Source organism: Deltaproteobacteria bacterium (genome assembly GCA_016709225.1).
Taxonomy (GTDB): domain Bacteria; phylum Myxococcota_A; class Polyangia; order Nannocystales; family Nannocystaceae; genus Xiheibacterium; species Xiheibacterium phototrophicum.
Genome location: JADJEE010000002.1, coordinates 209,209 through 233,153, shown reverse-complemented (window position 1 = coordinate 233,153; position 23,945 = coordinate 209,209). Strand labels below are relative to the sequence as shown.

The following is a 23,945-nucleotide window of genomic DNA, read 5'->3' as shown; positions in this document are numbered from 1 at the left end:
GTTCGCGCGCCCCGTCTTGCCGCACCCTGCCGAACACGCACACCGCCGCTCGCTGCAGCCTACTCCCAAGTTGACCCCCAAGGCGCGGCCCTGATATCGTCCGAGCCGCGAATTCGCCGCACGCGACCGCGCAGGCAGCCGCCCGGCGCAAGGACCGTGGACCCGCTCGACGGCCCTGGCGAACCGACCGTTCTTTCGAGCTACAAGGAGCCCGCCATGCACTTCCCGACGAACCCGCACGCCGCCGACCCCGTCGACCGCCGCGTCGCGGTCGCCGGCGCGCGCGCGCGCTCCCGGGGCATGGTGTTGGCGGCGGCACTGCTCGCCGGCTGCGGGCCGTTCGGCTACCTCAAGAAGGTCGCGGTCGATGCCAGCCGCGCGGTCGGTCAGGCCGAGAAGGCCGGTGCCAAGGAGTTCGCGCCCTACGAGTACTGGGGCGCGGTGACGTACCTCGAGCAGTCCAAGGTGTTGATGGCGTACAGCGAGTACGACCGCGCCTTCGACTATGGCGATCGCGCCAAGCAGCTCGCCGAGGAGGCCAAGCGCAAGGCCGCACGGCGCGAGTCGGGCAAGATGCGCGAGACCCTCGAGGACAAGGCCACGCAGGACGAGAAGAACGCCGCCGGCAAGGCCAGCGCGGCGGGCTCGGTCGACAGCAAGGCCAAGCCCGCTGGCGGGGGTGACAAGTGAGCGCAGCCGTCGATGCGCGAGGGCGGCGGCTGGCGCTGGTGGTGGCGTTGCTGCTGCCGGCCTGCATCGGGCAGAAGCTGTACGGCGAGGTCGAAGGCACGCAGGAGCAGCTGCAGCGGGTCATCCGCGACGGCAGCAAGGCCATCAACTGCGCGCCCAAGGAGACCGCCATCGCCGAGGCCAACATCAAGTTCGCGACCGACGCGCTCGAGCGCGGCGAGTACTTCCGCGGCAAGGAGCACGCGGAGGTCGCCTCGTACAACACCGAGCGCGCGCGTCGACTGACCGACCCCGAGCGCTGCCGCGACGCGCCGGTCGGCAAGGTCGGTGACCGTGATGGCGACGGCTACGACGACGAGGCCGACCGCTGCCCCGACGATCCCGAGGACTTCGACAGCTTCGAGGACGACGACGGCTGCCCCGACGACGACAACGACAAGGACAAGATCAAGGACGCCGCGCGCTTCGAGAACGGCCAGTGGGTCAACCTCGACAAGCTCGACGAACGCGACTGCCGCAACGAGCCCGAGGACTACGACGGCTTCGAGGACGAGGACGGCTGCCCCGAGCCCGACAACGACAAGGACGGCATCCTCGACGACCCGGATCAGTGCAAGAACGACCCGGAGGACTTCGACAACTTCCAGGACGACGACGGCTGCCCCGAGGCCGACAACGACAAGGACAAGCTGTGCGACCCGTGGGTCGGCGAGCGCGGCCTGCAGTCGAAGTACGAGGGCGAGTGCAAGGGCAAGGACCAGTGTCCCGACAAGCCCGAGGACTACGACGGCGACCAGGACGACGACGGCTGCCCCGACCTCAAGGCCGAGTTCGACGGCTGCTCGGTCAAGATCAGCGAGAAGGTCTTCTTCAAGTTCAACAAGTGGGACATCGACCCGCGCAGCTTCGAGCTGCTCGACGACGTCGCCACCGTGATGAACCAGGTGCCCGAGGAGCTGCACTTCCGCGTCGAGGGCCACACCGACAGCAAGGGCTCGGACAAGTACAACAAGAAGCTGTCGCAGAACCGCGCCAACGCGGTGGTCGACTACCTCGTCAAGAAGGGCGTGAAGTCGAACCGCGTCGAGCCGGTCGGCTTCGGTGAAGAGAAGCCCATCGACAGCAACAAGACCAACGACGGTCGTGCACGCAACCGCCGCGTGGAGTTCAACGTCTCCAACGCGAACTGCAAGCGCAACCCGTGACCGCCCCACTCCAGAGCACCGCCGTGGCCGACACACACCGACGACCGGGACGCTGGCGCAACCGCCTCGCATGGCTGCTGCCCGCGTGGCTGTGGCTCGCCGGCGGCGACGCCGAGGCCGCTGGTCCGCGCGACGACGTGCGGACCGCCTACGCCGCTTCGAAGGACCAGTTCAACAACCTCGAGCTGGAGACCGCACTGGCGACCCTCGACGCCGCCGTCACGCGGGCCGAGGGCGCGGGGCTCGCGGGCGACCCTTCGCTGGGGCCGATCCACGTGCTGCGCGGCGGCATCATCTTCTCGAACACCGGCAACAAGGCGCAGAGCCTGGCGGCGTTCAAGCAAGCGGTGGCGTGCGACTACAACGTCACGCTGCCGATCGAGCTGCGCTCGCCCGAGCTGCAGAAGTTGCTCGAGGAGGCGCGACGCAGCGTCCAGCGCCCCAGCAACGACGGCATCGTCCACACGCCGCCCACCTTCCAGCGCGGCGCCGATGTCGAGTTCTCCGCGCTCGCCAACGTCGCGCTGCCCGATGGCGCCCAGATGGTGCTGTATTGGCGCAAGGCCGACAGCGACGCCGAGTTCACCGGCGTGTCGATGGAGGTCTTCGGCAACTCGGGGACCGCGACGGTCGCGGCCGCCGAGCACGGCGACGCGGCGATCCAGTACTTCTTCTACGCCTTCGACGCCCGCAACGCGCAGCTCGCCAACCGCGGTGACAAGGACCACCCGCTCACGCTCGAGCCGACCGGTGAGGCCGGTGGCGGCGGTACCGGGGACGGTGGCGGTGGCACCGGCGACGGCGGCGGAGCGGGCGGCAACGGCACCGGCGACGAGGGTGGCAGCAAGCCCCGCAAGCCTCGCAAGCCCGGCGGCAAGAGCAAGCTGCCGCGGGTCTTCATCAACATCGGCCTCGGCACCGGCTTCGGCATCGCGCGCGGCGTGGCCGAGCTGACCTACCAGCAGTTCACGCCCGGCCCCGGCAGTCAGAGCTATCAGACCCGCGAGCAGGCCTGCGCGATCGAGCGCTGGTTCGCTGCCAAGGGCCCGCTGGCCGGCGATCAGGTGACCTTCTCGCAGCACCTCCAGCAGATCTCGACGCTGCCCGGCGCGATTCCGGGGGGCACCGACACCGCCGCGCTCACGGCCGCCTACGACCCCAACTACTGCGGGCGCCGCCACCCAGTGACGACCGGCCTCGCGAGCGCGCCGTTCCACATCGCGCCCGAGATCGGGGTGCGGGTTTCCAAGCGCATCGTGCTGTCGCTGTTCACGCGGCTGCAGGTGGTCTCCGGTAGCAAGGTCTTCACCGAGGATCCGGGCAAGCAGGCCACCGACTCGTTCGTCAACGAGGTGCGCTCGGCCAACCCGCCCGGGTTCCGACGCAAGCCGCCGTTCACATGGGCGATCGGCCTCAAGTTCAAGTACTTCTTCGGGCAAGAGGACAAGAAGTTCCGGGTGTTCGCCGGCGCGTTCGCGGGCTACGGCACCTCGCGCCTGCGGGTGAACATGGGCTTCTCGAACGACCGCAACGGCAACAGCGTGCCGGATGCGATCGACATCGCGTACTCGGGGCCGGCTGATCCGGCGACCGGGCAGGTCGACGTCGCCAACTGCACGGCCGTGTGGCCGTACGCGGATGGTTGCAATGCGACCAACGAGAGCGACCGCATGCTCGCGGGCAGCGTCGCCGCGAACACGCCGTCGACCGACACCCGCATCGACACCGTGAAGATCGGGCCCGGCTTCGTCGGCGGCCTGGTCGGCTTCAACTATCAGATCGTGAAGAACTTCGCGTTGTTCGCCGAGCTCGACGTGGGCGGATGGTTCCCGTCGACCGCGAGCCTGTTGTTCGACCTGACGCTCGGTCCGGTCATCACCTTCTGATCGGTCCTGGCAGCGCGCGGCCGCGCGAGCAGGCGGTGGGTCGCGGCGCGACCCCGCGCGGCGCGGTCGCTGCCTGTACATCGTGTTGTCTGCACTGCGGGTTCGATGTACCGTGGCGACCGATGACGAAGGCGGATTTCATCACGGCGTTGGCGGGTGTGATCGAGGCGAAGCCCGACGAGCTGCAGGCGGGCACGGAGCTGGCGGGGTTCCAGTGTTGGGACTCGACCGCCGTGATCAACCTGCTCGTGGTCTACGACGAGAACGGCATCAAGGTCGAAGAGGACAAGATCCGCGACTGCAAGACCGTGCAGGACCTCATCGACCTCGCCGGTGGAAAGATCGCCTGACGCCCGCCGGGCGCCAGACGGGGAGTCACGAGCCATGAAGTTGGTGGGCGCAGCGGCCGCGGTGCCGAAGACGATCGTGAAGCCGAGCTTCGCGTACGAGAAGTTCCCCCAGTTCGATGTCGATCGCATCGTCGGCAACACCGGCGTACTGCAGAAGCGCGAGGCGGCCCCGGGCACCACCGCGACCGACCTGTGCATTGCCGCCGCCGGCCCGCTGCTCGAGCGGCTGGGGTGGGCGCGCGACAGCGTCGACGCCGTCATCTTGGTGACGATGCTGCCGGATCACTATCTGCCGGCCAGCTCGCACCGCGCCCATGAGCAGCTGGGTCTGTCGCCGCGCTGCCTGGTGTTCGACATCAACCTCGGCTGCTCGGGCTTCACCCACGGCCTGCTCGTGCTCGACGGCCTCATCGCTTCGGGGGTGGTGAAGCGCGCGCTGCTGCTGTGCGGCGAGGTCGTCACCGGCGCGTTCAAGCCCCGTGCGGCCGACCTCGAGCACCGCTCCGACCTCGCCAACGCGCTGCTCATCGGCGACGCCGGCACCGCGGTGGCCCTGTCCAACGAGGGCAAGCAGCTCAAGGCCGCGAGGTTCGGCGCCGACGGCAGTGGCTTCCAGCAGATCATCGTGCAGGGTGGTGGTGCGCGCTGCTTCATCCAGCCGTCGCTGTTCGAGCGCCGGCAAGAAGAAGACGAGATCCGGCGGCCCATCGACCTCACGCTGAAGGGCCCGCAGATCCTGACCTTCGCGATGAAGCAGGTCCCGCCGCTGCTCGACGAGGTGTTGGCGGCGGCCGAGTGGACGCGCGACGAGGTCGACCAGTTCGTGTTCCACCAGGCCAACAAGTTCATGCTCAACTTCCTGCGCACGCGCATGAAGGTGCCGGCCGAGAAGGTGCCGCTGTCGATCGAGGAGTTCGGCAACACCTCGAGCGCCTCGATCCCGCTGACCATGGTCGTGCGCGGCGGCGAGCACCTCGACAGACCCACCAAGTGGGTGCTGCTGGGCTTCGGCGTGGGCCTGTCGTGGTCGGGCGTCGCGCTCGAGACCGACAGCATCATCACCGTGCCGCTGGTCGAGGTATGAGCGCCATGGGACCGGTCAAGACCGCCGTCCGCCGCCTCATCAAGTACGCCGGCGCGCGCCTGTGGGAGCAGGTGCAGTGGCCCGACGTCGAGGCCATCTACGAGCGCAGCGGCATGTTCGGCATCGTGGGTTTCCTGCAGCAGAGCTGCGACCCCGACCTCACCAAGCAGGTGTTGCGGCGCTTCGGCGCCAACATCCACCCGGATGCATGGCCGATCGGGCCCAACATCACGATGCACGACTGCCCCAACGACTTCTCGAACCTGACGATCGGCGCCCACGCCCACATCGGGCGGCAGGTGTTCTTCGACATGGCCGACAAGATCATCATCGAGGACAGCGTCGCGATCGGCATGCGCACGATCATCTTGACGCACCTCAACATGGGCCACGGCTATCCCAACAAGCCCGTGCAGCACTTCTTTCCGCTGCGCCAGAAGCCGACCATCTTCCGCCGCGGCTGCTCGGTCGGCGCCGGGGCCATCATCGCGTGCGGCGTCGAGATCGGTGAGGACTCGGTGGTCAACGCCGGCGTGCTGGTCGATCGCGACGTGCCGCCGCGCACGTGGGTGTCGAGCTCGCGGCAGAAGCCGGATCTGCGGCTGCCGGATCGACTGTTCGAGAGCATCGCGAAGCGCAAGTCCGAGGAGTCGGCCGGCTAGCGCCACCCTCGTGGCCCGGTGCACGCCGGGCCGCGCACCCCGTGGGACACCGTGGCGGCCGACGACGAACACGACGCAGCCGCGGGCGATGGGGCGACCGCCGCCGGTGTGTTCGTCGACGAGCTGGTGTTCTCCTCGCGCATCGGCCTCGAGCACAAGGACGAGCTCGAGCGGCTGCTGTTCTTCAACGGCAACCAGGCGCGGGTCGTCGACGGCGTGGCGTTCGTGGTGCAGCAGTTCGGCATCCCCCGCATCCGCAGCGAGGCGGGTTCGCTGCGCATCGCCTTGGCGTCGGGGCGCGAGTCGCAGACGCTGTTCGTGCTCGATCGCGGCGAGCTCGGTGACGATCTCGTCGGCGTGGTGGTCTACCTGCGCGACGCCGACGCGCTGGTGGCCCTGTTCGTCGCGGTGCACGAGGAGTACGCCATCGCGGGGCCGCGGGGTGAGCGGAACCTGACGCTGCGCATCCTCGACGAGCTGAAGGCGATCGGCCGCCGCGTGAAGGGCGTTCGCGAGCTGCGGGTGTTTCTCGGACGTCGCACGCCGGCTCGGCTGACGCTGGGCTGAAGCCGCGGGGCTGCGCGTCAGTCGAGCGACAGCTCGCCGCTCGACGAGACCTCGACGCGGTCCTGCGCCCGCGGGAACACCACCGTGAAGGTGCTGCCTGCGCCGACCGCCGAGGCCACGCGGATCGAGCCGCCGTTGTCCTCGACGATGCGGTGCACGATCGCCAGCCCGAAGCCGGTGCCGTGCTCCTTGGTGGTGAAGAAGGGGTCGAAGATCGACTCGAGCCGCTCGCCGCTGATGCCCACGCCGTCGTCCGAGACCGCGATCTTCACCTCTGGACCGTCGGCAAAGACCTCGACGCGCAGCTCGCCGCGTCCGTGCATGGCCTCGGCGGCGTTGCGCATCAGGTTCCACAGCACCTGGCCCAGCTGGACCGGGTCGACGTCGACCTCGGCGCCGGGGCTGCCGTCGAACACCACCGTGACGCCGACGTTGTTGGGATCGGCGGCGAACGCCTCGGTGGTCTCGCGTACGGCTCGCGCGAGATCGAGGCGCACCGGCTCGGGCGCGCGCGGGCGCGTGAACGCCAGTAGGTCGCGGATCATGTCGGAGAGGCGGCTCGACTCGCGGCGGATGATGGCGAGCAGGCGCGCGTCCTCTTCATCGAGCTGCGCGGTCGACAGCAGCTCTGCAGAGCCCGAGATCGACGCCAGGGGGTTGCGGATCTCGTGGGCCACCGAGGCCGCCATGCCACCCAACGCTGCGAGCCGGTCGTTGCGACGCACGCGCTCGCCGAGCTCGTGCAGTCGGGTGACGTCCTGGAAGTTGATGACGCGCCCGATCTCGATGCCCTGCGCGTCGAGCAGTGGCACCCGCGTCAAGCCGATGCGGATCGTCCGGCCGTCGATCAGACGGTGTGCGAGGTCGATGCGGGCCGTGTCGCCGCGGCTCGCACTGGCGAGCTCGGGCAGCACCGACGACAGCGGCGCGCCGATGTCCTCGTCCTGCAACATCAGCATCTCGCGCGCGGCGGGGTTGAAGAACAGCAGCCGGTCGTAGGTATCGACCGTCAACAGGCCGGAGTTCACCGAGCGCACGATGTTGTCGTTGAGCGCGCGCAGGTTGCCGACCTGTGACACCGAGGCCTGCAGCTGCACGGCGAGGTACGACGACAACAGGCCCACGCCCAGCAGCGCGCCCAGGGTGCGAAGCACCAGCAGCGTCGCTTCGCGTCGCGGCAGCGGTAGCCACACGCCGCCCATGGTCTGGGGCGTGAGCACACCGCTCTGCTCGAGGATGCTCATCAGCCCGAACACGACCGTGCAGGCGATCACGGCGCCCCAGGTATGGCGCCGGCCGCCCATGATCGCAGCGCCCAGCACCGCCAGCGGGTAGAGCGTGACGAGTCCAGAGTCGATGCCCCCGGTCAGGGTCACCGCGACCGCCGCCAGCACGATGTCGATGACAGTCTGGGTCCATGCGAAGCGCGGCAGGTCGCGCGCGCGCGGCAGCCACCGCGCGTAGGCGATCGTCACCGCGTAGCCGAGCACCAGCGTCGCCCACACCCCGATGCTGGTGTTGGTCGTCACCGCCTGGTCGCTGGCGAGCGTGAAGGCGCCGGCCAGCACGGTGAACATCGCCAGCAAGCCCAGCCGGAACAGCATGAAGTACGAGATGCGCCGCGATGCGGCGGCAGTCGCCGGCGCACTGCGGCCAGCGCCGGAGCGGGAAGACGACGCCAGCGCGCGCACGGACTCGGGTGCCATGGGGGTCGGCCGTCGACGCGGCCTACTTGATGTTGCCGGCGACCTCGAAGATCGGCATGTACATCGCGATCAGCATGCCGCCGACCAGACCGCCGAGGAACACCAGCATGATGGGCTCGAGCAGCGCCGTCATCGCAGCGACCGCGGTGTCGACCTCGTCCTCGTAGAAATCGGCGATCTTCTGCAGCATGTCGTCCATCGCGCCGGTCTGCTCGCCGACGCCGATCATCTGCACGACCATCGGGGGGAACACGCCCGTCTCGAGCAGCGGCGAGGCGATGTCGCGGCCCTCCGAGATGCGCTCGCGCGCGTACATGATGGCGCGCGAGACCAGGCGGTTGCCCGAGGTCTTGGCGACGATGTCGAGGCCCTCGAGGATCGCGACGCCCGAGGACAGCAGCGTGCCGAGCGTCCGCGTGAAGCGGGCGACCGCGACCTTGCGCATCACCGGGCCCAGCACCGGCATGCGGATCAGCACCACGTCGAGCGCATAGCGCCCCCGCTCGGTCCGTAGCCCCAGGCCCATCAGCACCACGAACACCACCGCGATGCCGGTCACCACCACCGCGTGATCGGTGATGCCGTGGCTGATGGCGAGCACGAACCGCGTGGGCGCCGGCAGGCTACCGGCGCCGAGGTCCTTGAACATCTTCTCGAACACCGGCAGCACGCGGGTGATCATCACCAGCACCACGACCACGCCGACGAAGAGGATGACCGACGGGTAGACCATCGCGCCGCGGACCTGGCGGCGCAGCTTGGCGGCCTTCTCGAGGTAGGTCGCGAGCCGGCGGAAGATGGTGTCGAGGATGCCGCCGGCCTCGCCGGCCGCGACCAGGTTGCGGAACAGATCGTCGAAGACCTTGGGGTAGGAGCCGAGCGCCTCGGACAGCGACTTGCCCGACTCGACCTCGGTCTTCACGCCCGCGAGCACCCGTCGGAAGCGCAGGTTGTCGGACTGGTTGGCGAGCATGTCGAGGCACTGCACCATCGGCAGGCCGGCGTCGATCATGGTCGAGAACGTCCGCGTGAAGACGACCATGTCCTTCAGCGAGACGCCGCTGCCGATGGTCGGCATCACGAACTCGGTGGGCTTCTTCTTGACCTTCGTGACGGTCAGGCCCTGGGCGACGAGCCGCTCGACCAGCGCGCCCTGGCTGTCCGCCGACAGGCTGCCGCTACGGAGCTCACCGGCCTTGTTGCGCGCTTCCCAGATGAACGTCGGCATGCTCGGGTCGTCCTTGCGGTCGGCTAGCGGGTGCGGCGGACGCCGCCGAGGCCGCGGCCCTGCTCGATGAGGGTCTTGAGCTCGATGGGATCGCTCGAGCGGCGCAGCGCGACCTCGTTGGAGACCTGGCCGCGCAGCACGAGGTCGGCCAGGGACTGGTTGAAGGTCTGCATCTCGTGCACACCCTGGCCCAGCTGCATCTGCGAGTAGATCTGGTGCACCTTGGCGTCGCGGATGAGCGCGCGGATGCCATCGGTGGGCACCAGCACCTCGACCGCCAGCGCACGGCCACCGTCGGGCTTGGGCAGCAGCGACTGGCACAGCACGCCCTCGAGCACGAAGCTGAGCTGCGTGCGCACCTGCGTGTGACGGTGCGCGGGGAACATGTCGATCACGCGGTTGATGGTCTGCACCGCGGAGTTGGTGTGCAGCGTGCCGAACGTGAGGTGACCGGTCTCGGCCAGCGTGAGCGCGGCCTCCATGGTCTCCTGGTCGCGCATCTCGCCCAGCAGGATGACGTCGGGATCCTGCCGCAGCGCGTACTTGAGCGCGGTGCCGAAGCCCTTGGTGTCGGAGCCGACCTCGCGCTGGTTGACGATGCAGGAGCCGTGCTGGTGCAGGTACTCGATCGGATCTTCGATCGTCAGGATGTGCCCGCGCAGCTCGTGGTTGATGACGTCGATCATCGCCGCCAGCGAGGTGCTCTTGCCCGAGCCGGTCGGGCCGGTCACGAGCACCAGGCCGCGGGGCCGACGGGTAAGGCCACGCACGACGCCGGGCAGACCGAGCTTCTCGAGCGTGGGGATCTCGTAGGGGATGAGCCGGAACGCGGCACAGGTGGCGCCGCGCTGCTGGAACACGTTGGCGCGGAAGCGGGCCAGGCCCTTGACCCCGAACGAGAGGTCGAGCTCGAGGTCCTCTTCGAAGCGGTGCTTCTGCTTGTCGTTCAGGATCGAGTAGCAGAGCTGCTTGGTCTCGACGGGCCCGAGCTTGGGCACCTTGAGCGGCACCAGGTCGCCGTCGATGCGCAGCTGGGGCGGCGCGCCGGTGGTGATGTGGAGGTCGGTCGCTCCGGACTCGACCATCGCGGACAGCAGCTGGTGGAGGTTGACGCTCACTTCTTGGGCCCCGCGAGAGACGCGAACGGACTCCAGGGTACCCCAACTGCGCGACCCGAAGCGAATTCGCCGGGTCGCGCGGGGCTGCGGCGCGGGGTGTGGCATGAAGGGGGCCGATGACGACACCGACGCTGCACATCGCCGGGATCGCCGGCAGCCTCAGGACCGGCTCCTACAACGGACAGCTCTTGGCCGAGCTGGCCCGTCTCGCGCCCGCGGGCGTCGAGATCGAGGTGCTCTCGCTGCGCGGCGTGCCGCTGTACGACGGCGACGAGGAGGCCGCCCACGGCGTACCCGAGGCGGTGACGCGCTTGAAGGATCGCGTGGCCGCGGCCGACGGCCTGCTGCTGGTCACGCCCGAGTACAACTCGGGGATGCCCGGCGTGTTCAAGAACGCGATCGACTGGATGTCGCGGCCGGCCGCCGATCTCGCGCGCGTGTTCGGCAACAAGCCCACCGCGCTCACCGGCATCACGCCGGGCCAGGGCGGCACCATCGCGTCGCAGACCGCGTGGGCGCCGGTGCAGCGCGCGCTCGGCATGCTGGTGTGGCCGGGCCCGCGGCTGTACCTCTCGGGCGCGGGCAAGGCCTTCGACGGCGACGGCAAGCTCGTCGACGAGGCCACGCGCAAGCGGGTGGGGGATTTCATCGCCGGCTTCGCGAGCTTCGTCGCGCGCGTGCGCGGCGACGGCTAGCCGGCGCTGGCCGACCGCGAGCGCGACGCGTGGAGGCGCTATCGCGACTTCGAGAGCACGAACGCGAGCGCGCCCATCAACGTGAGGACGGCGAGCGCAGCCCCGATGCCCACGGCGAACGAGCGGGCCTGCCGCGTCGGGGCGTGCGTCGTGAACAGCAGTGCGCCGCAGCCCGGGCAGTGCCCCGAGGTTCGCTCGGACCACGGCGAGCGTCGCCGCATCGACAGGAACGAACCGTCGCAGCCGGGGCATCGCAGGTTGCGTCGCGCCGACCACAGGCCGACCACCACGGGCGCGGTGAGGCTGGGCAGGAGCACGCCGAGCACGATGATCTGGCGCAGCGGGCTGTGGTCGAGCAGCTTCCCGAGTGCACCGGCCACGCCGGCCCCGACGAAGAGCGCGAGCACGCCCGCCAAGGAGGTGAGCATGTGGCGACGGACGCGAAGTCGCGCCTCGGTCGAGTGATCGGCGGTGGTCATGGGCAACCCGGGCCTCGTGTGCTCCTAGACCGTGGTCGCGGCGCGGTTGATCACTGTGGCCGCACGATCGATCGGGGCCTAGCCGCCCTCGGCGTCGACCGTGATGTCGTCGTCGGTCCCCGCCTGCGCATCGGCGCCGAGCGAGCTCACCGCGAGCGTGCGGCCCTGGTCGGCGCACGACAGCACATACGCGCGACCCCACGGATCCGGCCGCGCCCGATCGAGCTCGCGCGCCTCGACCAGCGCCTCGACGCTCGCCGGACATGCGCCGGTTCGCAGCACGTGCAGCTCCGCCGCGGCACGCAGCTGCTGCGCCTCGACGCGCGCGGTCTCCCGCTGCGCCTGCTCGAGTTCGTGCACGACCTGCTGCGGTAGGCCCGGCGAGCTCGCGGGGGAGGGTGCGGGTGGATCCTGTGGCGGCGCGCCGCCACAGGCGGCGACGAGCATCACGAGCAGCAGGGGGATCGCAGGCGGCGTGCGCAGCATCGCGAGCATGGTGGCACGACGCCGAGCAACGCCGCACGGCCGAGCGCTCGGGCGCGTCAGTACGCGACGATGTCGTCGAACCACACCGCGCAGCCGGCCACGTCGCCATCGAGCGCGCCCACGCGCAGCGTCGGCGGCTCCTCCAGGTCTGGCATCGGCGTCGGCAGCCCGACGACCTGGGCGGCGCGGGTGTCGTCGACGAACACGTCGACGTAGCCCGAGATCGGGTCGGTGGCGATGCGCCAGCGCGACCATGGTCCGCTGTTCGCGAGGACATCGCCATCGAGCGGGTACAGCGTCGCGTCGCTCAGCGGCGTGGCGATGCCGAGCTGCACGCCCGATGGCGTCGCCTGCAGGAAGACCTCGTAGGTCTGCGCGCCCGGGAACGACAGCTCGACCAGGCGCACGTCGGCGACGCAGGTCTCGACGAGGAACGCGAACTCGAGGCGCAGCGGCAGGCTGAGGACGCTGAGCGACCGCGTGATCCCGGCCGCGTTCTCGGGCACGTCGTCGGGCGGCACGGAGGCTCCCATCGCGGGCGGATGCGGCGGCGGCGGCTCGCCCGCGGGCACATCGAACCGCACCATCCCGCCGGCACTCAGGAGGGTGGTCCAGTTGTCCCGCGCGGAGCCGTCGTCGAAGTCGACGCAGGTCACCACTGGGTCCGACCCGATCATGTCGCCCAGCTCGTCGCAGAAGCTCACGGTCGCGCCGGTGCTGTCCGGGTCGCCGACCTCGCTCGAGCTGGGGTCGCCGGTCACCGTGGTGCCGGTGGCGGTACCGCTCGTGTCGCCCGTGGTGCTGGTGCCGTCGCTGCCGTTCGTGCTCGCGGCGGAGGACGAGGAGGTCGCAGCGGTGGTCGATGCCGACTCCCCGCCCTCGTCCTCGTCGACTTGCTCGGAGAAGCACGCGGCCAGCGTGGCTGCAGCGAGGGGCGCGAGGTGGCGAGCACGCAGCAACATGATCGTCCAGTAGCGTAGCATGCAGCCGGGGCGCGGCTGCGCGCACCCTCGCGCCGCCGCCCGAGTCGGCCCTGCGCGGTCGCGAGAGCCCGAGCACGACGTCAGTCGGAGGCGGTCACGCGCAGGATCTCCTCGAGCGTGCTCACGCCCTCGGCGACCTTGTTCAGCCCGCTGCGTCGCAGCGTGACCATGCCCAGTCGAATCGCCTCGGTCTTGAGCTCCGCGGTCGAGGCGCCCTGGAGCACCAGGTCCTTGAGCGGATCGGACAGTGCCATCACTTCGTACAGCGCGACGCGGCCCTTGTAGCCGGTGCCGCCGCAGGTGCGGCAGCCCTTGCCGCGGCGCGGCGTGAAGTTCTTGACCTCGGTCGCGTTCATGCCGGCGTCGATGAGCGCCTGGGAGGCGGCGTGGGGGTCCTCGCCGGTGCAGTCCTTGCAGATCTTCCGCGCGAGCCGCTGCGCGACGATCATGTTCACCGACGCGGTCACCAGGAACGGCTCGACGCCCATGTTGAGCAGGCGGTTGATGGTCGAGGGCGCGTCATTGGTGTGTAGCGTCGAGAGCACCAAGTGGCCGGTCAACGCCGCCTTGACCGCGATCTCGGCGGTCTCGAAGTCGCGGACCTCGCCGACCATGATGATGTCGGGGTCCTGGCGCAGGAACGAGCGCAGCGCCTGGGCGAAGTTGAGCCCGATCTCTTCGTGCATCTGCACCTGGTTCACGCCGACGAGGTTGTACTCGACGGGATCCTCGGCGGTGCTGATGTTGACCTCGCTCGAGTTGAGCTCGGAGAGCGCGGAGTACAGCGTGGTGGTCTTGCCCGAGCCGGTCGGGCCCGTCACCAGGCACATGCCGTAGGGCCGGTTGATGTTGTCCTTGAAGATCTTGAGCGGCGCGGTCTCGAAGCCGAGCTTGGTCATGTCGAGCTCGAGCTTGTCGCGGTCGAGCAGACGCATGACGATCTTCTCGCCGAACAGCGTCGGCAGCGTCGACACGCGGAAGTCCATCTCGCGGTTCTTGCCGATCTTCAGCTTGATGCGACCGTCCTGCGGCAGGCGGCGCTCGGCGATGTCCAGCTGCGCCATGATCTTCATGCGGCTCGTGATCGCGTTGCGCAGCCGCAGCGGCGGCGCCATCTCGGCGTGCAGCACCCCGTCGATGCGGTATCGCACCCGGTAGCTCTTCTCGTAGGGCTCGATGTGGATGTCCGACGCGCCCTTCTGGATCGCGTTCAGCAAGATGAGGTTGCACAGCTTGACGACCGGTGCCTGCTCGGCCTCGGCCTGGCTCTCGAGCGCGTTGAAGTCGTCCTCGAGGTCGTCGGCGTAGTCGACCTCGTTCATGTCGAGGTCGCCCATCACGTCGTCGTACGAGCTCAGCTTCTCGGGCTGCTCGTAGTAGCGGACGATGGCCTCCTCGATGGCGGCGTCGGTGGTGACGACCGGCTCGATGTTGAGACCGGTGAGGAACTTCAGGTCGTCGATCGCGTAGATGTTCGACGGATCGGCCATCGCGACGATGAGCATCGAGCCGGCGCGCTGCACCGGCAGCACGGTGTGCTTCTGCGCGACCTCCTTGGGGATCAGCTGGATGACCTCGGGATCGATCTCGAACTCCGAGAGGCTGATCGCCGGCACGCCGTACTGGCGCGCCATGAACTCGGTGAGCTCCTTCTCGCCGAGGATGCCCAGGCGCGCGAGGCTGTAGGCCAGGCGCTTGCCGGTGGTCCGCTGCTCGGCCTGGGCCTGACGCAGCTGGTCGGCGGAGATGATGCTCTCGCGGACGAGGATTTCACCGATGCGATCGTTGGCCATCTCGAGTCGTTCCGGGAGCGTGCGGGCGTCGGGTGCCGGGGCTGGGGCGGGAGGCCTGGTGGCGGGGTCGTCGGCGTCGCGAGCGAGCCCGGCCCAAGCGTACCCGCTTCGGCCCGCGCATGGGCGCGGGTGGCCGTCCGCTCGCGTGCGCGTGCCCGAACCCGCCGCGACTCCGGCATGCGCGCACGCGAAGCGCCCGCGTCGGCTTCTCGAAACTGGGGCACTTGGGCTATGGTGCGCCCCTCGAAGACGCCCATGGCATCGCAACCACGTAGCGACCCCAACAAACGCGGACCCGGACGTGCGCCCGCGCGCGACGGCGGTCGTGAGCGCGGTCGCGACGGTGGTCGCCAGGGCGGTCGCGGCGGACCGCGGGCCCCGAGCTTCATGCGACGCCGCGTCGACGAGAGCGCAGTGCGGCTCTCGCATCCCGCCGCCCGCGGGCTCTCGTCCGGTCACCCGTGGGTGTTCCGTGACTCGCTCGTGCGCGTGCCAGGCGAGCTCGCGGCGGGGGCGTGCGTCAAGGTCGCCGACGAGGACGGCACGCTGCTCGGCTGGGCGCTCTACGAGCCCGAGGGCGCGATCGCGTTGCGCGTGGTCAGCCGCGCCGAGCAGTTCGCGTGGGACGAGGCCGCGATCACGGCGCGCGTGCGCCAGGCCGTCGCGTTGCGCGAGCGTCACCTCGACGACGCCGTGCGCGGCGCGTGCCGGCTGATCCACGGTGAGGGCGACGGCATGCCCGGCATCGCCGTCGATCGCCTGGGCGACTACCTGCTCATCTTCAAGTACTCGCGCGCCGCCGAGGCCTGGCTCGACACGCTGGTGGCGGTGCTGCAGCGGGAGCTCGAGCCGGCCGGCATCTACATGCAAGACCGTCTGCGCCCGGTCAGCGCCGAGGATCGCCGCCCACCGGCGTTCCACCTCGCGGGCAAGACCGCGCCGCCGGAGTTCGAGGTCAGCGAGGACGGCCTGCGCTTCCTCATCGACGTCAGCGCACCGGTGTCGCCGGGGTTGTTCCTCGACCTGCGTGAAGGACGTCGCATGGTCGAAGGCCTCGCGGCCGGGCGTCGCGTGCTCAACCTCTTCTCGTTCACCGGTGCCTTCGGCATTCGGGCCGTGCGCGGCGGCGCGACCGAGGTGTTCAACGTCGACGCGGCGGCCCGCTCGCACGCGCGCTGTCGGCAGAACCTGCAGGCCTCGGGGCTCGACCCCCAGGCCTGCACGCCGCTCGACGGCGACGCCTTCAAGCACCTCGAGCGCCTGCGGGTCCGTGGCGAGCGCTTCGATCTCGTGGTGGTCGATCCCCCGCCGTTCTCGCGGGTCGGCAACAAGGTGTTCTCCGCGCTGCGGAACTGGCAGGACCTCATCGCCGCGATCGTGCAGGTGGTGGCGCCCGGTGGCTTGGTGCTGGCGGTGAGCAACGCCAGCAAGCTGCCCGAGGACGAGCTGCTGCAGGCGATCGGCCTCGGTGCGGTCGCGGGCCACCGCGATGCGGTCGTGATCGGCGAGTGCGGACTGCCGCCAGACTTCCCGGTGCCGCCGGCATTTGGTGAGGGCCGCTACCTGAAGGCCAAGTTGCTGCGGATCGCCTGAGCAGCCGAGTTGGGCGAACCCGCGCGTCGCGTTCCCGAGGGCGTCCGCGTGATACCCTCGCCGCCTCCGCACGCGGACGTGGTGCACAGGTGGTCGGCGTCATCGACAGCCACGAGCGGGACTATCGCACGCTGGTCGAAGACATCGGTGTCGACCTCGCGCAGCTGTCGCTCGACGAGAAGGGCACCATCGTCGCCAACCCGCAGGGGCCGGTCGCACGGGAGATCGGCGTGCCGCGCCTCGCCGTCGGTCACACCCGCGGCGGTGGCCTGGCGGCCGACCTCGTGCTCGAGCGCAAGCTCGCCGAGGGCGGGCGCGGCGAGGTGTGGTCGGCCGAGCAGGTCGCGCTCGGGCGCACGGTCGCGGTCAAGCGCGTGCGCGCCGGTCGACGCAACCAGGCCGATGACGACGCGTTGATCCGCGAGGGCAGGGTGCTCGGCGCGCTCGAGCACCCCAGCATCGTGCCCGTGCATGCGCTCGGTCGCGGTGCCGACGGCGAGTCGTTCGTGGTGATGCGGCTGGTCGGCGGCAAGCCGTGGGACGCGGAGCTGGTGCCGTTGTTCGGGCCCGATGGTCCCACGGACGAGGCCACCATCGAGCGCGAGCTGCGGGTGTTCGTGCAGGTGTGCCACGCGATCGAGTACGCCCACAGTCGCGGCGTGCTGCACCGTGATCTCAAGCCCGCCAACGTCATGGTCGGCGGCTTCGGCGAGGTCTATGTGCTCGACTGGGGCCTCGCGGTCGGGCTCGACGGCGAGGGGCGGCTACCCTCGGCGGCGTCGGTGCGGACGCTGGCGGGCACGCCGGGGTACATGGCACCGGAGATGGCCGACTGCGACGGGCGTCGCATCGATCGGCGCACCGACGTGTATCTGCTGGGCGCGCTGTTGCACGAGCTCGTGACGGGGCGGCCGCGGCACGACGCACCCGATCACGTCGCGCAGCTGGTGCTCGCGCACCGCTCGAACCCCTTCACGTACCCCGCCGCGGTGCCCAGGGAGTTGGCGGCGATCTGCAACCGCGCGACCGACCGCGATCGCGAGCATCGCTTCGCGGACGTGGCGGAGCTGCGCCAGGCGGTGCTGGCGTTCCTGCGCCACGAGAGCTCGCGGCAGCTCGGCGCGACCGCGACCGAGGCGCTGCGGCGCCTCGACGCTGCGGTGCGGGGTGACCTGCGCGGCACCATGATCGCGCCCGGCAGCCTGACCGCGCTGGCCAGCGAGGCTCGCATCGGCTTCCAGGTCGCGCTGCGGGCGTGGCCCGAGAACCCGGAGGCCGCCGCAGGGCTGCAGCGCGCGCTGGAGATCGCCGTCGACCTCGAGCTGCAGGCGCGCAACGCCAGCGGCGCCGCGGCGGTGTTGGCCGAGTTGCGCGCCCCTCGGCCCGAGCTGGTGGCGCGCCTGCGCGCCCTCGAGGCCGAGCTCATGCGTCGCGAAGGCGAGCTGCGGACGCTGCAGCAGCTGCGCCTCGACGCCGACTTCGGTCACAACGCCGAGCGCCGACGCCGTGCCTCGTTGGTGTTGAGCCTGGTGTTGGGCGGCGCGATCCTCACCTTGTTCGGCCTGCGGGTCAGCGGCCTGCACCGGCCCGGATACCTCGACGCGATCGGCCTCATGCTGCCGTTCACGCTGGCCTTGCTCTTCTTGCGGCGCCGCTCGGGTGCGCAGTCCAACTTCGCCGGACGCGCGGTGATCGACATGCTCACGCTCGGCTCGACCGCCGTGACGCTATCGCTTGGGTTGTCGTGGCGCGCGGGGGTCTCGTACCCCTCGGGCGTGGCCTTCGCGTTGTTCGTCGCCGCCGGAGCGTCGTCGATCGCGACGCCGATCGTCGGCCGTCGGATGCTCGGGTGCGCGTCCTGCTTCGCGCTCGGGGCCTTCGCGGCGATCGAGTGGCCGCAGGCACTGGGGCTCGTCGCCGCGGTCACCGCGGTGACCGCCTTCGCGATTGCGATGTGGGCGGCGCGCCGCAGCCGTGCCCAACCACTGCGCGTGCCAAAGTCACCCGAACCCCACTGACGGGCCCTCGTCGTGCGCCGCAGATCGGCGATACTGCCGGCCGCGCAGCCACCCAAACCCCCAAGCACCCGAGGCGACCGACCATGATCAAGGGCATCCACGGCATGTTCTACTCCTCGCAGCCCGACGAGCTGCGTGCGTTCCTCCGCGACAAGCTGCAGCTGTCGGCCAGCGACGTCGGTGGCGGGTGGTTGATCTTCGACCTGTTCGAGGGCGACCTCGGCGTGCACCCGAGCAACGATACCCAGTCGGGCAGCCACGACATCTCGTTCTTCACCGACGATCTCGCCGCGACGGTCGCGACCCTGCGGCTGCGCGGCGTCGCGTTCGACGACGAGATCGCCGACCACGGCTACGGCCTCGTCACGCACCTGACGATGCCCGGTGGCGTGCGCGTGCAGCTGTACCAGCCGCGCTACGAGAAGCGACCGCTGGCCGCGACGGCGAAGAAGACCGCGAAGACGCCAGCCGCGAAGACGACCGCGAAGACGCCGGCCGCGAAGAAGACCGCGAAGACGCCGGCCGCGAAGAAGACCGCGAAGGCGCCGGCGGCGAAGACGGCCGCGAAGACGCCGTCGGCGAAGAAGACCGCGAAGGCGCCGTCGGCGAAGAAGGCCGCGAAGGCGGCGGCGAAGCAGGCCGCGAAGGCCCCGGCCGCGCGCAAGGCTGCGAAGAAGGCTGCGAAGGCGGCGCGCTAGCCCGATTGCCGAGGGGTGCTCGCGCGTCGACGGGGTTTCGGGGGATGCTCCGGCGCGAACCCTTGCCCCTCGATCAGATCGTCTCGCTCGTCGGCGCCGTGCTCATCCTCGTCGCGTTCACCCTCGTGACGATGCAGCGCGTCGATCCCCGTTCACCAAGGTATCTGTGGCTGAACTTCATCGGCGCGGCCGGGCTCACGTACACCGCGGTGGTGGGGCGTCAGTACGGGTTCGTGCTGCTCGAGGGCACCTGGTCGCTGGTGGCGGCGATCGGGTTGCTGCGCGGTCGTGGTCGTGCGCCCGCGCAGCTGCACCGTTGATCGGGCGCACGTCCGAGGCCGGGCGTGCGCACCGTTTTCGGGGGGCGGCGTCGTCAGCCGGTGCCCTTGGGCGCCGTGAGGGCCGCGAGATAGAGGTCGGTCTGCCACTCGTCCTTCGCGATCGCGACCATCGCGGCCTCGAACTGCGCGCGGTCCATGCCGGCCTTCTCGAGCAGGTCGTCGGCCGCGGCGGGATCCGCCGAGATGGCGCGGGCGAGCTCGGCGAGCTTGGCGACGTCGGGACCCGCCGCATCGGCGTCCGGCGGACCTGCGCCGTCGTCGGCCTTCGCATCGGGCTCGGCCTTCGCATCGGGCTCGGCCTTCGCATCGGGCGTGGCCTTGGCGTCGGGCTTCGCGGTCACCTTCGCATCGGCCTTGCCGGCCTTGGTGTCGGCCTTGCCGGCCTTGGCGTCGGCCTTCGCGACGGTCTTGCCGTCGCCCTCGGAGGCGTCGCAGGCGAACAGCGAGAGTGCGAGCAAGCCACAGAGGTGGAGGGTGGGGTGCTTCGTCATGGTCGTGGTCTTCACTTTCCGCCCTTGCCTTCGCCCTCGTGCTTGCCGTGGTCGCGCTTGGCCTCGTCGCGCTTGGCGTCGATCTCCTCGCGCTTCTCCTCGCGCTTCTCCTTGCGTTCCTCCTTGCGCTCCTCGTGCTTGTCCTCGATCTTCTCGAGCTTGTCGTCGAGCTTCTCCGTGCGCTCCTCGAGCTTGTCTTCGCGCTTCTCCAGCTTCGCCTCGCGCTTCTCCTGGTGGGTGAGCACCCGCTCGAGCTCTTCCTTGCGCGCGGGATCCTCGGCGATGAGCTTCTCGATGCGAGCCTGACGCTTGTCGTTCTTGGCCAGCCGCTTCTCGAGCGACGCCAGCTCGGCTTCGCCGATGCGCTTGGCCTTCTTGCCGGCGACGATGAGCTCGTGACGTCGCTCGTGCACGCGCTTGCGGTGCTCGACCGCCTTGTCGTGCAGCGCGGCGAGCTTGGCGTCGATCTCGGCGCGTTGCTCGTCGGTCATCTCGGCGTACTCGGCCTTCTTCTTGGCGATGAGTGTGGCCAGCTCGGTCCCACGCTTGCCGTCGGCGACCTGCAGCCGCACCCAGACGCCGAAACCTTTCTTGGCGCCGCGCTTGCGCGTGGCATCGGCCTCTGCAGTGAGCACGGCGGTGGCGTCGCTGGGCGAAGCGCCGGCCGCGTCGACCGCATCGATCGCGGTGACCACCTCTTCGGCCTCGACGCCGGCGTCGCGGGCATCGGCGGCCGCGAGGGGGAGCGCGATGACGCCGAGGATGTCGTCTTCGAGGGCGATCGCGTCGGTGACGGTGGCGTCGGCTTTGGCGTCGGCTTTGGCTTCGGCCTTGGCTTCGGCGGGTTCCGGATCTCCGAGTCGTGCGCCGGCCACGATGGGCACGCCGAGCACGAGCCCTGCGGCGAGGATGCGGGTGCGAATCATGGGCGGACGATAGCCACCTGCTCGTGTCGCGAGCAAGGCGCGACACCGGGGTGCGCGCGTGCATCTGCGGTGCGCTGGGCTACCGCTCGCGCGCCTGTGGAGGCGGATTGCCTCGGTGGGCGTGGCTCAGCAGCCCCCGCCGTTGCACTCGCCCTCGCGCGGCGTAGCATTGCCGACGCCCATGGCACACCACCCCGGCGTACCCTCCGGCAGCGCGACGTTCCACGGTGACTCACCGTCGGTCAGCCAGTACGGGTGATCGAGCCAGAAGCGCCACATCCCGGCATACGTGGTGAGCTCGGGCGAGGGCGGCTCGAACGGCGGCTCGGAGTGCCCGCAGTTGTGCACGCACTCGAGCACCGGATGGCCGTCTTCGACCAGCGCGGCCTCGAGGTTGTGCGAGCCCGCCTCGAAGTCGATCGCGACGCAGAAGTCGCTCGGGCCGCCCCACAGCACCATCGCCGGCATGATGTGCGGCGAGCCGTTCCACGGCTTGACCAGGCCGCCGACGCCGCCCGACAGCGAGATGATCGACGAGAGGTACTCGCCGCGACCCTGGCCGAGCTGATCGGTGAACAGCGCACCCGCGCTCACGCCGGTGCTCGAGATGCACGCGGTGTCGATCGTGTAGTTGGCGACCATGCACGCCAGCATGTCGTCGAAGAAGCCGAACTCCTCCTGCATGCGCGCATCGGAGTCGATCGCGGTGAACAGCCAGCGGAACAGCAGGTCGCCCTTCTCGGCCGGGATCACGGCCGCGAAGCGCAGCTGGTCGGCGGCGTTCTGCACGTCGGCCTTCTCGAGGAAGCCCTCGGCGTCGCCGCCCAGCCAGTGCCACAGGAACACCAACGGCAGCTGTTCGTCCTCGCCGAGATCGCTCGGCACCACCACGATGAACTCGCGGGCGTGACCGAGGCTGGTGAGCATGTTCCAGCCGGGCTGCAGTGCGGGGCAGGTGCCGCCGGAGTACTCGGGCGGGGCCGGTGGCAGCTCGGCGCCCTCGGGGGCCGGGGTACCGCAGAGATGGTCGAGCCGGAGGCCACCACCGGTGGTGCTGTCGTCGCCGGTCGAGGTCGCGGTGCCGGTGGGCGTCGCGGTGGTGTCGGCGGGCGCATCGTCGCCGGTGCTGGCGGCGGTGGTGGTGCGTGGGTCCTCACCGTCGGTGGTGGTCGCGACGATGCCGGTGGTGCCGGTGCCGGTCGAGCTGCCACCGCCGTTGCCCGCGACGGTGGCATCACCCGCGCAGCCGACTGCGACGAGCAGCGCGAGTGCTCGGCCTCGGGGCCGATCGATCACGCGGTCCCCGTGCCCGAGCTGCCGCCGGTGGTGGGATCGACGGCGCCGCTCGAGGACGCATCGGTGGTCGCGGCGGCGCCCGAGCTGCCGCCGGTCGAGTCGCCGATCGAGGCGTCGGTGGTCGTGCCGGTGAGGGTGGTGTCGCTGCCCATGCTGCTGCCGCCGCTCTGACTCGCGTCGGTGCCGGCCGGATCGGTGCTCACCGTCGTGCTCGCGGTCGCATCGGTGGTCGCCGCGGTGCCCGAGGTGCCGGTGCCTTCGGCCCCGGTCGCGCTCATGGCCTCCGTGTTCGGCGACATGTCGTCGCCGTCGTAGGGCCCGCCGACGCGGGCGCAGGCGGCCAGCGCGATCATGGCCAGCGCGAGCGCGCCGAGGGCTGCACGCGAGCCGTACGCAGGGCTTGGGGAAGGCATGTTGGCAGCTTGTCGCCCGGCGATGCGGGTGGTCAAGCCCGATCGCGCCGGCGCGGGCAAGCTGGTACCTTCGTAGCCGTCCATGAACGAGATCTTCGATCGGGTGCTCCAGGCCGCGCGCAAGCTCGGTGCCTCGGATGTCCACCTCAAGGTCGGGTTGCCGCCGGTGTTCCGCATCCGCGGCGTGCTCCGCACGCTGAAGGACGTGCCGCCGATGACCAGCGAGGTCGTCATGACGTTCGCCATGAACATCATGAACGAGACCATCCACGACAAGTTCCAGCGCGACCACGAGGTCGACCTCGCGTACGCGACCCCCGACGGGCTGCGCTACCGCGTGAACGTCTTCAAGCAGCGCGGCGAGACCGGCATGGTCATGCGCGTGATCGCGGCCGACGTGCCGCCGTTCGAGCGGCTCAACCTGCCGCCGCGGGTGCGCGACCTCGCGCTCGAGCAGCGCGGCATGGTGCTGGTCACCGGCATCACCGGTTCGGGCAAGTCGACCACGATGGCGTCGCTGCTCAACCTCATCAACTTCGAGCGCGCCGCCCACGTCATCACGATCGAAGATCCGATCGAGTACGTCTTCCGCGACCACCGCTCGGTCATCAACCAGCGCGAGCTCGGCTTCGACACCAACAGCTTCTCGGCGGCGCTGCGCTCGGCGCTGCGCCAGGACCCCGACGTGGTGTTCGTCGGCGAGATGCGCGATCTCGAGACCATCCAGACCGCGCTGCTGGCCGCCGAGACCGGCCACCTGGTGTTCTCGACGCTGCACACCCTCGATGCTCAGGAGACCATCAACCGCATCGTGCAGATGTTCCCGCCGCACTCGCAGAACGCGGTGCGGCTGCAGCTGGCGTCGATCCTCACCGCGATCGTGTCGCAGCGCCTGCTGCCGCGTGCCGACGGCCGCGGCATGATCCCGGCGGTCGAGATCCTCGTGAACACGCCGCGCATCCGCGACCTCATCATCGACGGCGCGCGCACCCACGAGATCGTCGACGCCATCAAGGACGGCGTCCATCCCTACGGCATGGTCTCGTTCGACCAGTCGCTCACCGAGCTGGTGCAGCGCCAGCTGGTCACCTACGAGATGGCGCTCTCGGCCGCGTCCAACGCCGACGACTTCGCGCTCTACTTCCGCGGCGTCGCGTCGGGGCAGCAGGGTTCGGGGCTGCAGGTCGACTCGCCCTACTGAAGTTCGCCGGGCCGCTTGGCGTCCGCCCGCGCCCTG

Annotated in this window: 24 protein-coding genes; 13 read left to right on the top strand and 11 right to left on the bottom strand. The window is 70.1% G+C overall.

Going from position 1 to position 23,945, the window contains the following annotated elements; genetic code table 11:
* The first annotated feature begins 216 nt into the window (after positions 1-216).
* The 7 genes from IPH07_15170 (at position 217) to IPH07_15140 (ending at position 6,444) form a co-directional block, all read left to right on the top strand.
* Positions 217-690 carry a DUF4398 domain-containing protein gene (locus tag IPH07_15170; GenBank protein MBK6918732.1) on the top strand — a complete coding sequence of 158 codons (474 nt, stop codon included), beginning with the start codon at positions 217-219 and terminating at the stop codon, positions 688-690.
* On the top strand, positions 687-1,895 hold the full coding sequence (locus tag IPH07_15165) for an OmpA family protein (protein MBK6918731.1): 1,209 nt from the start codon (positions 687-689) through the stop codon (positions 1,893-1,895). Before IPH07_15170 ends, IPH07_15165 begins: the two co-directional genes overlap by 4 nt.
* 23 nt (positions 1,896-1,918) lie before the next feature.
* Entirely contained in the window at positions 1,919-3,781 is a 1,863-nt protein-coding gene (locus IPH07_15160) for a hypothetical protein (GenBank protein ID MBK6918730.1), read from the top strand.
* Positions 3,782-3,903: 122 nt separating this feature from the next.
* Positions 3,904-4,131 (top strand): hypothetical protein, encoded by a 228-nt coding sequence (locus IPH07_15155; protein ID MBK6918729.1) that lies wholly within the window; start codon positions 3,904-3,906, stop codon positions 4,129-4,131.
* A 34-nt stretch (positions 4,132-4,165) separates the two neighbouring features.
* Positions 4,166-5,215, top strand: coding sequence for a ketoacyl-ACP synthase III (locus IPH07_15150; protein MBK6918728.1), 1,050 nt, complete (start codon positions 4,166-4,168; stop codon positions 5,213-5,215).
* Positions 5,216-5,328: 113 nt separating this feature from the next.
* Positions 5,329-5,877: an acyltransferase gene (locus tag IPH07_15145; protein ID MBK6918727.1), complete on the top strand. Its 549-nt coding sequence runs from the start codon at positions 5,329-5,331 to the stop codon at positions 5,875-5,877.
* A gap of 51 nt (positions 5,878-5,928) precedes the next feature.
* Complete coding sequence (locus tag IPH07_15140) at positions 5,929-6,444, top strand: hypothetical protein (GenBank protein ID MBK6918726.1); 516 nt, start codon at positions 5,929-5,931, stop codon at positions 6,442-6,444.
* Positions 6,445-6,461: 17 nt separating this feature from the next.
* On the opposite strand, the gene IPH07_15135 is transcribed toward IPH07_15140, so the two are convergent.
* From IPH07_15135 to IPH07_15125, 3 genes are read right to left on the bottom strand one after another with little or no spacing between them, the layout of a single operon-like run.
* Positions 6,462-8,150, bottom strand: a complete 1,689-nt coding sequence (locus IPH07_15135) for a PAS domain-containing protein (GenBank protein ID MBK6918725.1) — start codon at positions 8,148-8,150, stop codon at positions 6,462-6,464.
* A 22-nt stretch (positions 8,151-8,172) separates the two neighbouring features.
* Entirely contained in the window at positions 8,173-9,378 is a 1,206-nt protein-coding gene (locus IPH07_15130) for a type II secretion system F family protein (GenBank protein MBK6918724.1), read from the bottom strand.
* Between the two features lie 23 nt (positions 9,379-9,401).
* Positions 9,402-10,601, bottom strand: a complete 1,200-nt coding sequence (locus IPH07_15125) for a type IV pilus twitching motility protein PilT (protein ID MBK6918723.1) — start codon at positions 10,599-10,601, stop codon at positions 9,402-9,404.
* Between the two features lie 11 nt (positions 10,602-10,612).
* Between IPH07_15125 and IPH07_15120 the strand changes: the two genes are divergently transcribed.
* A complete protein-coding gene (locus tag IPH07_15120) occupies positions 10,613-11,191 on the top strand; it encodes an NAD(P)H-dependent oxidoreductase (protein ID MBK6918722.1) in 579 nt (192 codons plus the stop codon).
* A gap of 38 nt (positions 11,192-11,229) precedes the next feature.
* On the opposite strand, the gene IPH07_15115 is transcribed toward IPH07_15120, so the two are convergent.
* From IPH07_15115 to pilB, 4 genes are all read right to left on the bottom strand, one after another.
* Positions 11,230-11,619 carry a hypothetical protein gene (locus IPH07_15115; protein ID MBK6918721.1) on the bottom strand — a complete coding sequence of 130 codons (390 nt, stop codon included), beginning with the start codon at positions 11,617-11,619 and terminating at the stop codon, positions 11,230-11,232.
* 129 nt (positions 11,620-11,748) lie between these two features.
* A complete protein-coding gene (locus tag IPH07_15110) occupies positions 11,749-12,165 on the bottom strand; it encodes a type II secretion system protein GspG (protein ID MBK6918720.1) in 417 nt (138 codons plus the stop codon).
* Positions 12,166-12,212: 47 nt separating this feature from the next.
* Positions 12,213-13,118, bottom strand: a complete 906-nt coding sequence (locus tag IPH07_15105) for a hypothetical protein (protein MBK6918719.1) — start codon at positions 13,116-13,118, stop codon at positions 12,213-12,215.
* 101 nt (positions 13,119-13,219) lie between these two features.
* Positions 13,220-14,932 carry a type IV-A pilus assembly ATPase PilB gene (gene pilB / locus IPH07_15100; protein ID MBK6918718.1) on the bottom strand — a complete coding sequence of 571 codons (1,713 nt, stop codon included), beginning with the start codon at positions 14,930-14,932 and terminating at the stop codon, positions 13,220-13,222.
* Between the two features lie 387 nt (positions 14,933-15,319).
* Between pilB and IPH07_15095 the strand changes: the two genes are divergently transcribed.
* The 4 genes from IPH07_15095 to IPH07_15080 all read left to right on the top strand — a co-directional run bounded on the left by IPH07_15095 (position 15,320) and on the right by IPH07_15080 (position 19,561).
* Positions 15,320-16,525 carry a class I SAM-dependent rRNA methyltransferase gene (locus tag IPH07_15095; protein ID MBK6918717.1) on the top strand — a complete coding sequence of 402 codons (1,206 nt, stop codon included), beginning with the start codon at positions 15,320-15,322 and terminating at the stop codon, positions 16,523-16,525.
* Positions 16,526-16,614: 89 nt separating this feature from the next.
* Complete coding sequence (locus IPH07_15090) at positions 16,615-18,543, top strand: serine/threonine protein kinase (protein MBK6918716.1); 1,929 nt, start codon at positions 16,615-16,617, stop codon at positions 18,541-18,543.
* Positions 18,544-18,626: 83 nt separating this feature from the next.
* The gene (locus IPH07_15085) at positions 18,627-19,241 is read left to right on the top strand and encodes a hypothetical protein (GenBank protein ID MBK6918715.1); all 615 of its coding nucleotides are present in this window, start codon (positions 18,627-18,629) and stop codon (positions 19,239-19,241) included.
* 44 nt (positions 19,242-19,285) lie between these two features.
* The gene (locus tag IPH07_15080) at positions 19,286-19,561 is read left to right on the top strand and encodes a hypothetical protein (GenBank protein ID MBK6918714.1); all 276 of its coding nucleotides are present in this window, start codon (positions 19,286-19,288) and stop codon (positions 19,559-19,561) included.
* A 53-nt stretch (positions 19,562-19,614) separates the two neighbouring features.
* Here IPH07_15080 and IPH07_15075 read toward each other — a convergent pair whose 3' ends face one another.
* The 4 genes from IPH07_15075 to IPH07_15060 form a co-directional block, all read right to left on the bottom strand.
* Entirely contained in the window at positions 19,615-20,073 is a 459-nt protein-coding gene (locus tag IPH07_15075) for a hypothetical protein (protein MBK6918713.1), read from the bottom strand.
* Between the two features lie 11 nt (positions 20,074-20,084).
* Positions 20,085-20,999, bottom strand: coding sequence for a hypothetical protein (locus IPH07_15070; GenBank protein MBK6918712.1), 915 nt, complete (start codon positions 20,997-20,999; stop codon positions 20,085-20,087).
* Between the two features lie 126 nt (positions 21,000-21,125).
* Entirely contained in the window at positions 21,126-22,295 is a 1,170-nt protein-coding gene (locus IPH07_15065) for a hypothetical protein (GenBank protein MBK6918711.1), read from the bottom strand.
* Positions 22,292-22,708, bottom strand: a complete 417-nt coding sequence (locus tag IPH07_15060) for a hypothetical protein (protein ID MBK6918710.1) — start codon at positions 22,706-22,708, stop codon at positions 22,292-22,294. Before IPH07_15060 ends, IPH07_15065 begins: the two co-directional genes overlap by 4 nt.
* Positions 22,709-22,790: 82 nt before the next feature.
* On the opposite strand from IPH07_15060, the gene IPH07_15055 reads away from it, so the two are divergent.
* Positions 22,791-23,909 (top strand): type IV pilus twitching motility protein PilT, encoded by a 1,119-nt coding sequence (locus tag IPH07_15055; protein ID MBK6918709.1) that lies wholly within the window; start codon positions 22,791-22,793, stop codon positions 23,907-23,909.
* The last annotated feature ends 36 nt before the right edge of the window (positions 23,910-23,945 follow it).

Bases quoted from the DNA above. Each gene is read 5' to 3' on its own strand.
- IPH07_15135 (MBK6918725.1), bottom strand. From the start codon at position 8,150: ATGGCACCCGAGTCCGTGCGCGCGCTGGCGTCGTCTTCCCGCTCCGGC.
- IPH07_15125 (MBK6918723.1), bottom strand. From the start codon at position 10,601: ATGCCACACCCCGCGCCGCAGCCCCGCGCGACCCGGCGAATTCGCTTC.
- IPH07_15145 (MBK6918727.1), top strand. From the start codon at position 5,329: ATGTTCGGCATCGTGGGTTTCCTGCAGCAGAGCTGCGACCCCGACCTC.
- IPH07_15110 (MBK6918720.1), bottom strand. From the start codon at position 12,165: ATGCTCGCGATGCTGCGCACGCCGCCTGCGATCCCCCTGCTGCTCGTG.
- IPH07_15115 (MBK6918721.1), bottom strand. From the start codon at position 11,619: ATGCTCACCTCCTTGGCGGGCGTGCTCGCGCTCTTCGTCGGGGCCGGC.
- IPH07_15155 (MBK6918729.1), top strand. From the start codon at position 3,904: ATGACGAAGGCGGATTTCATCACGGCGTTGGCGGGTGTGATCGAGGCG.
- IPH07_15105 (MBK6918719.1), bottom strand. From the start codon at position 13,118: ATGTTGCTGCGTGCTCGCCACCTCGCGCCCCTCGCTGCAGCCACGCTG.
- IPH07_15055 (MBK6918709.1), top strand. From the start codon at position 22,791: ATGAACGAGATCTTCGATCGGGTGCTCCAGGCCGCGCGCAAGCTCGGT.
- IPH07_15120 (MBK6918722.1), top strand. From the start codon at position 10,613: ATGACGACACCGACGCTGCACATCGCCGGGATCGCCGGCAGCCTCAGG.
- IPH07_15150 (MBK6918728.1), top strand. From the start codon at position 4,166: ATGAAGTTGGTGGGCGCAGCGGCCGCGGTGCCGAAGACGATCGTGAAG.
- IPH07_15085 (MBK6918715.1), top strand. From the start codon at position 18,627: ATGATCAAGGGCATCCACGGCATGTTCTACTCCTCGCAGCCCGACGAG.
- IPH07_15095 (MBK6918717.1), top strand. From the start codon at position 15,320: ATGCGACGCCGCGTCGACGAGAGCGCAGTGCGGCTCTCGCATCCCGCC.
- IPH07_15075 (MBK6918713.1), bottom strand. From the start codon at position 20,073: ATGACGAAGCACCCCACCCTCCACCTCTGTGGCTTGCTCGCACTCTCG.
- pilB (MBK6918718.1), bottom strand. From the start codon at position 14,932: ATGGCCAACGATCGCATCGGTGAAATCCTCGTCCGCGAGAGCATCATC.
- IPH07_15080 (MBK6918714.1), top strand. From the start codon at position 19,286: ATGCTCCGGCGCGAACCCTTGCCCCTCGATCAGATCGTCTCGCTCGTC.
- IPH07_15170 (MBK6918732.1), top strand. From the start codon at position 217: ATGCACTTCCCGACGAACCCGCACGCCGCCGACCCCGTCGACCGCCGC.
- IPH07_15070 (MBK6918712.1), bottom strand. From the start codon at position 20,999: ATGATTCGCACCCGCATCCTCGCCGCAGGGCTCGTGCTCGGCGTGCCC.
- IPH07_15130 (MBK6918724.1), bottom strand. From the start codon at position 9,378: ATGCCGACGTTCATCTGGGAAGCGCGCAACAAGGCCGGTGAGCTCCGT.
- IPH07_15060 (MBK6918710.1), bottom strand. From the start codon at position 22,708: ATGCCTTCCCCAAGCCCTGCGTACGGCTCGCGTGCAGCCCTCGGCGCG.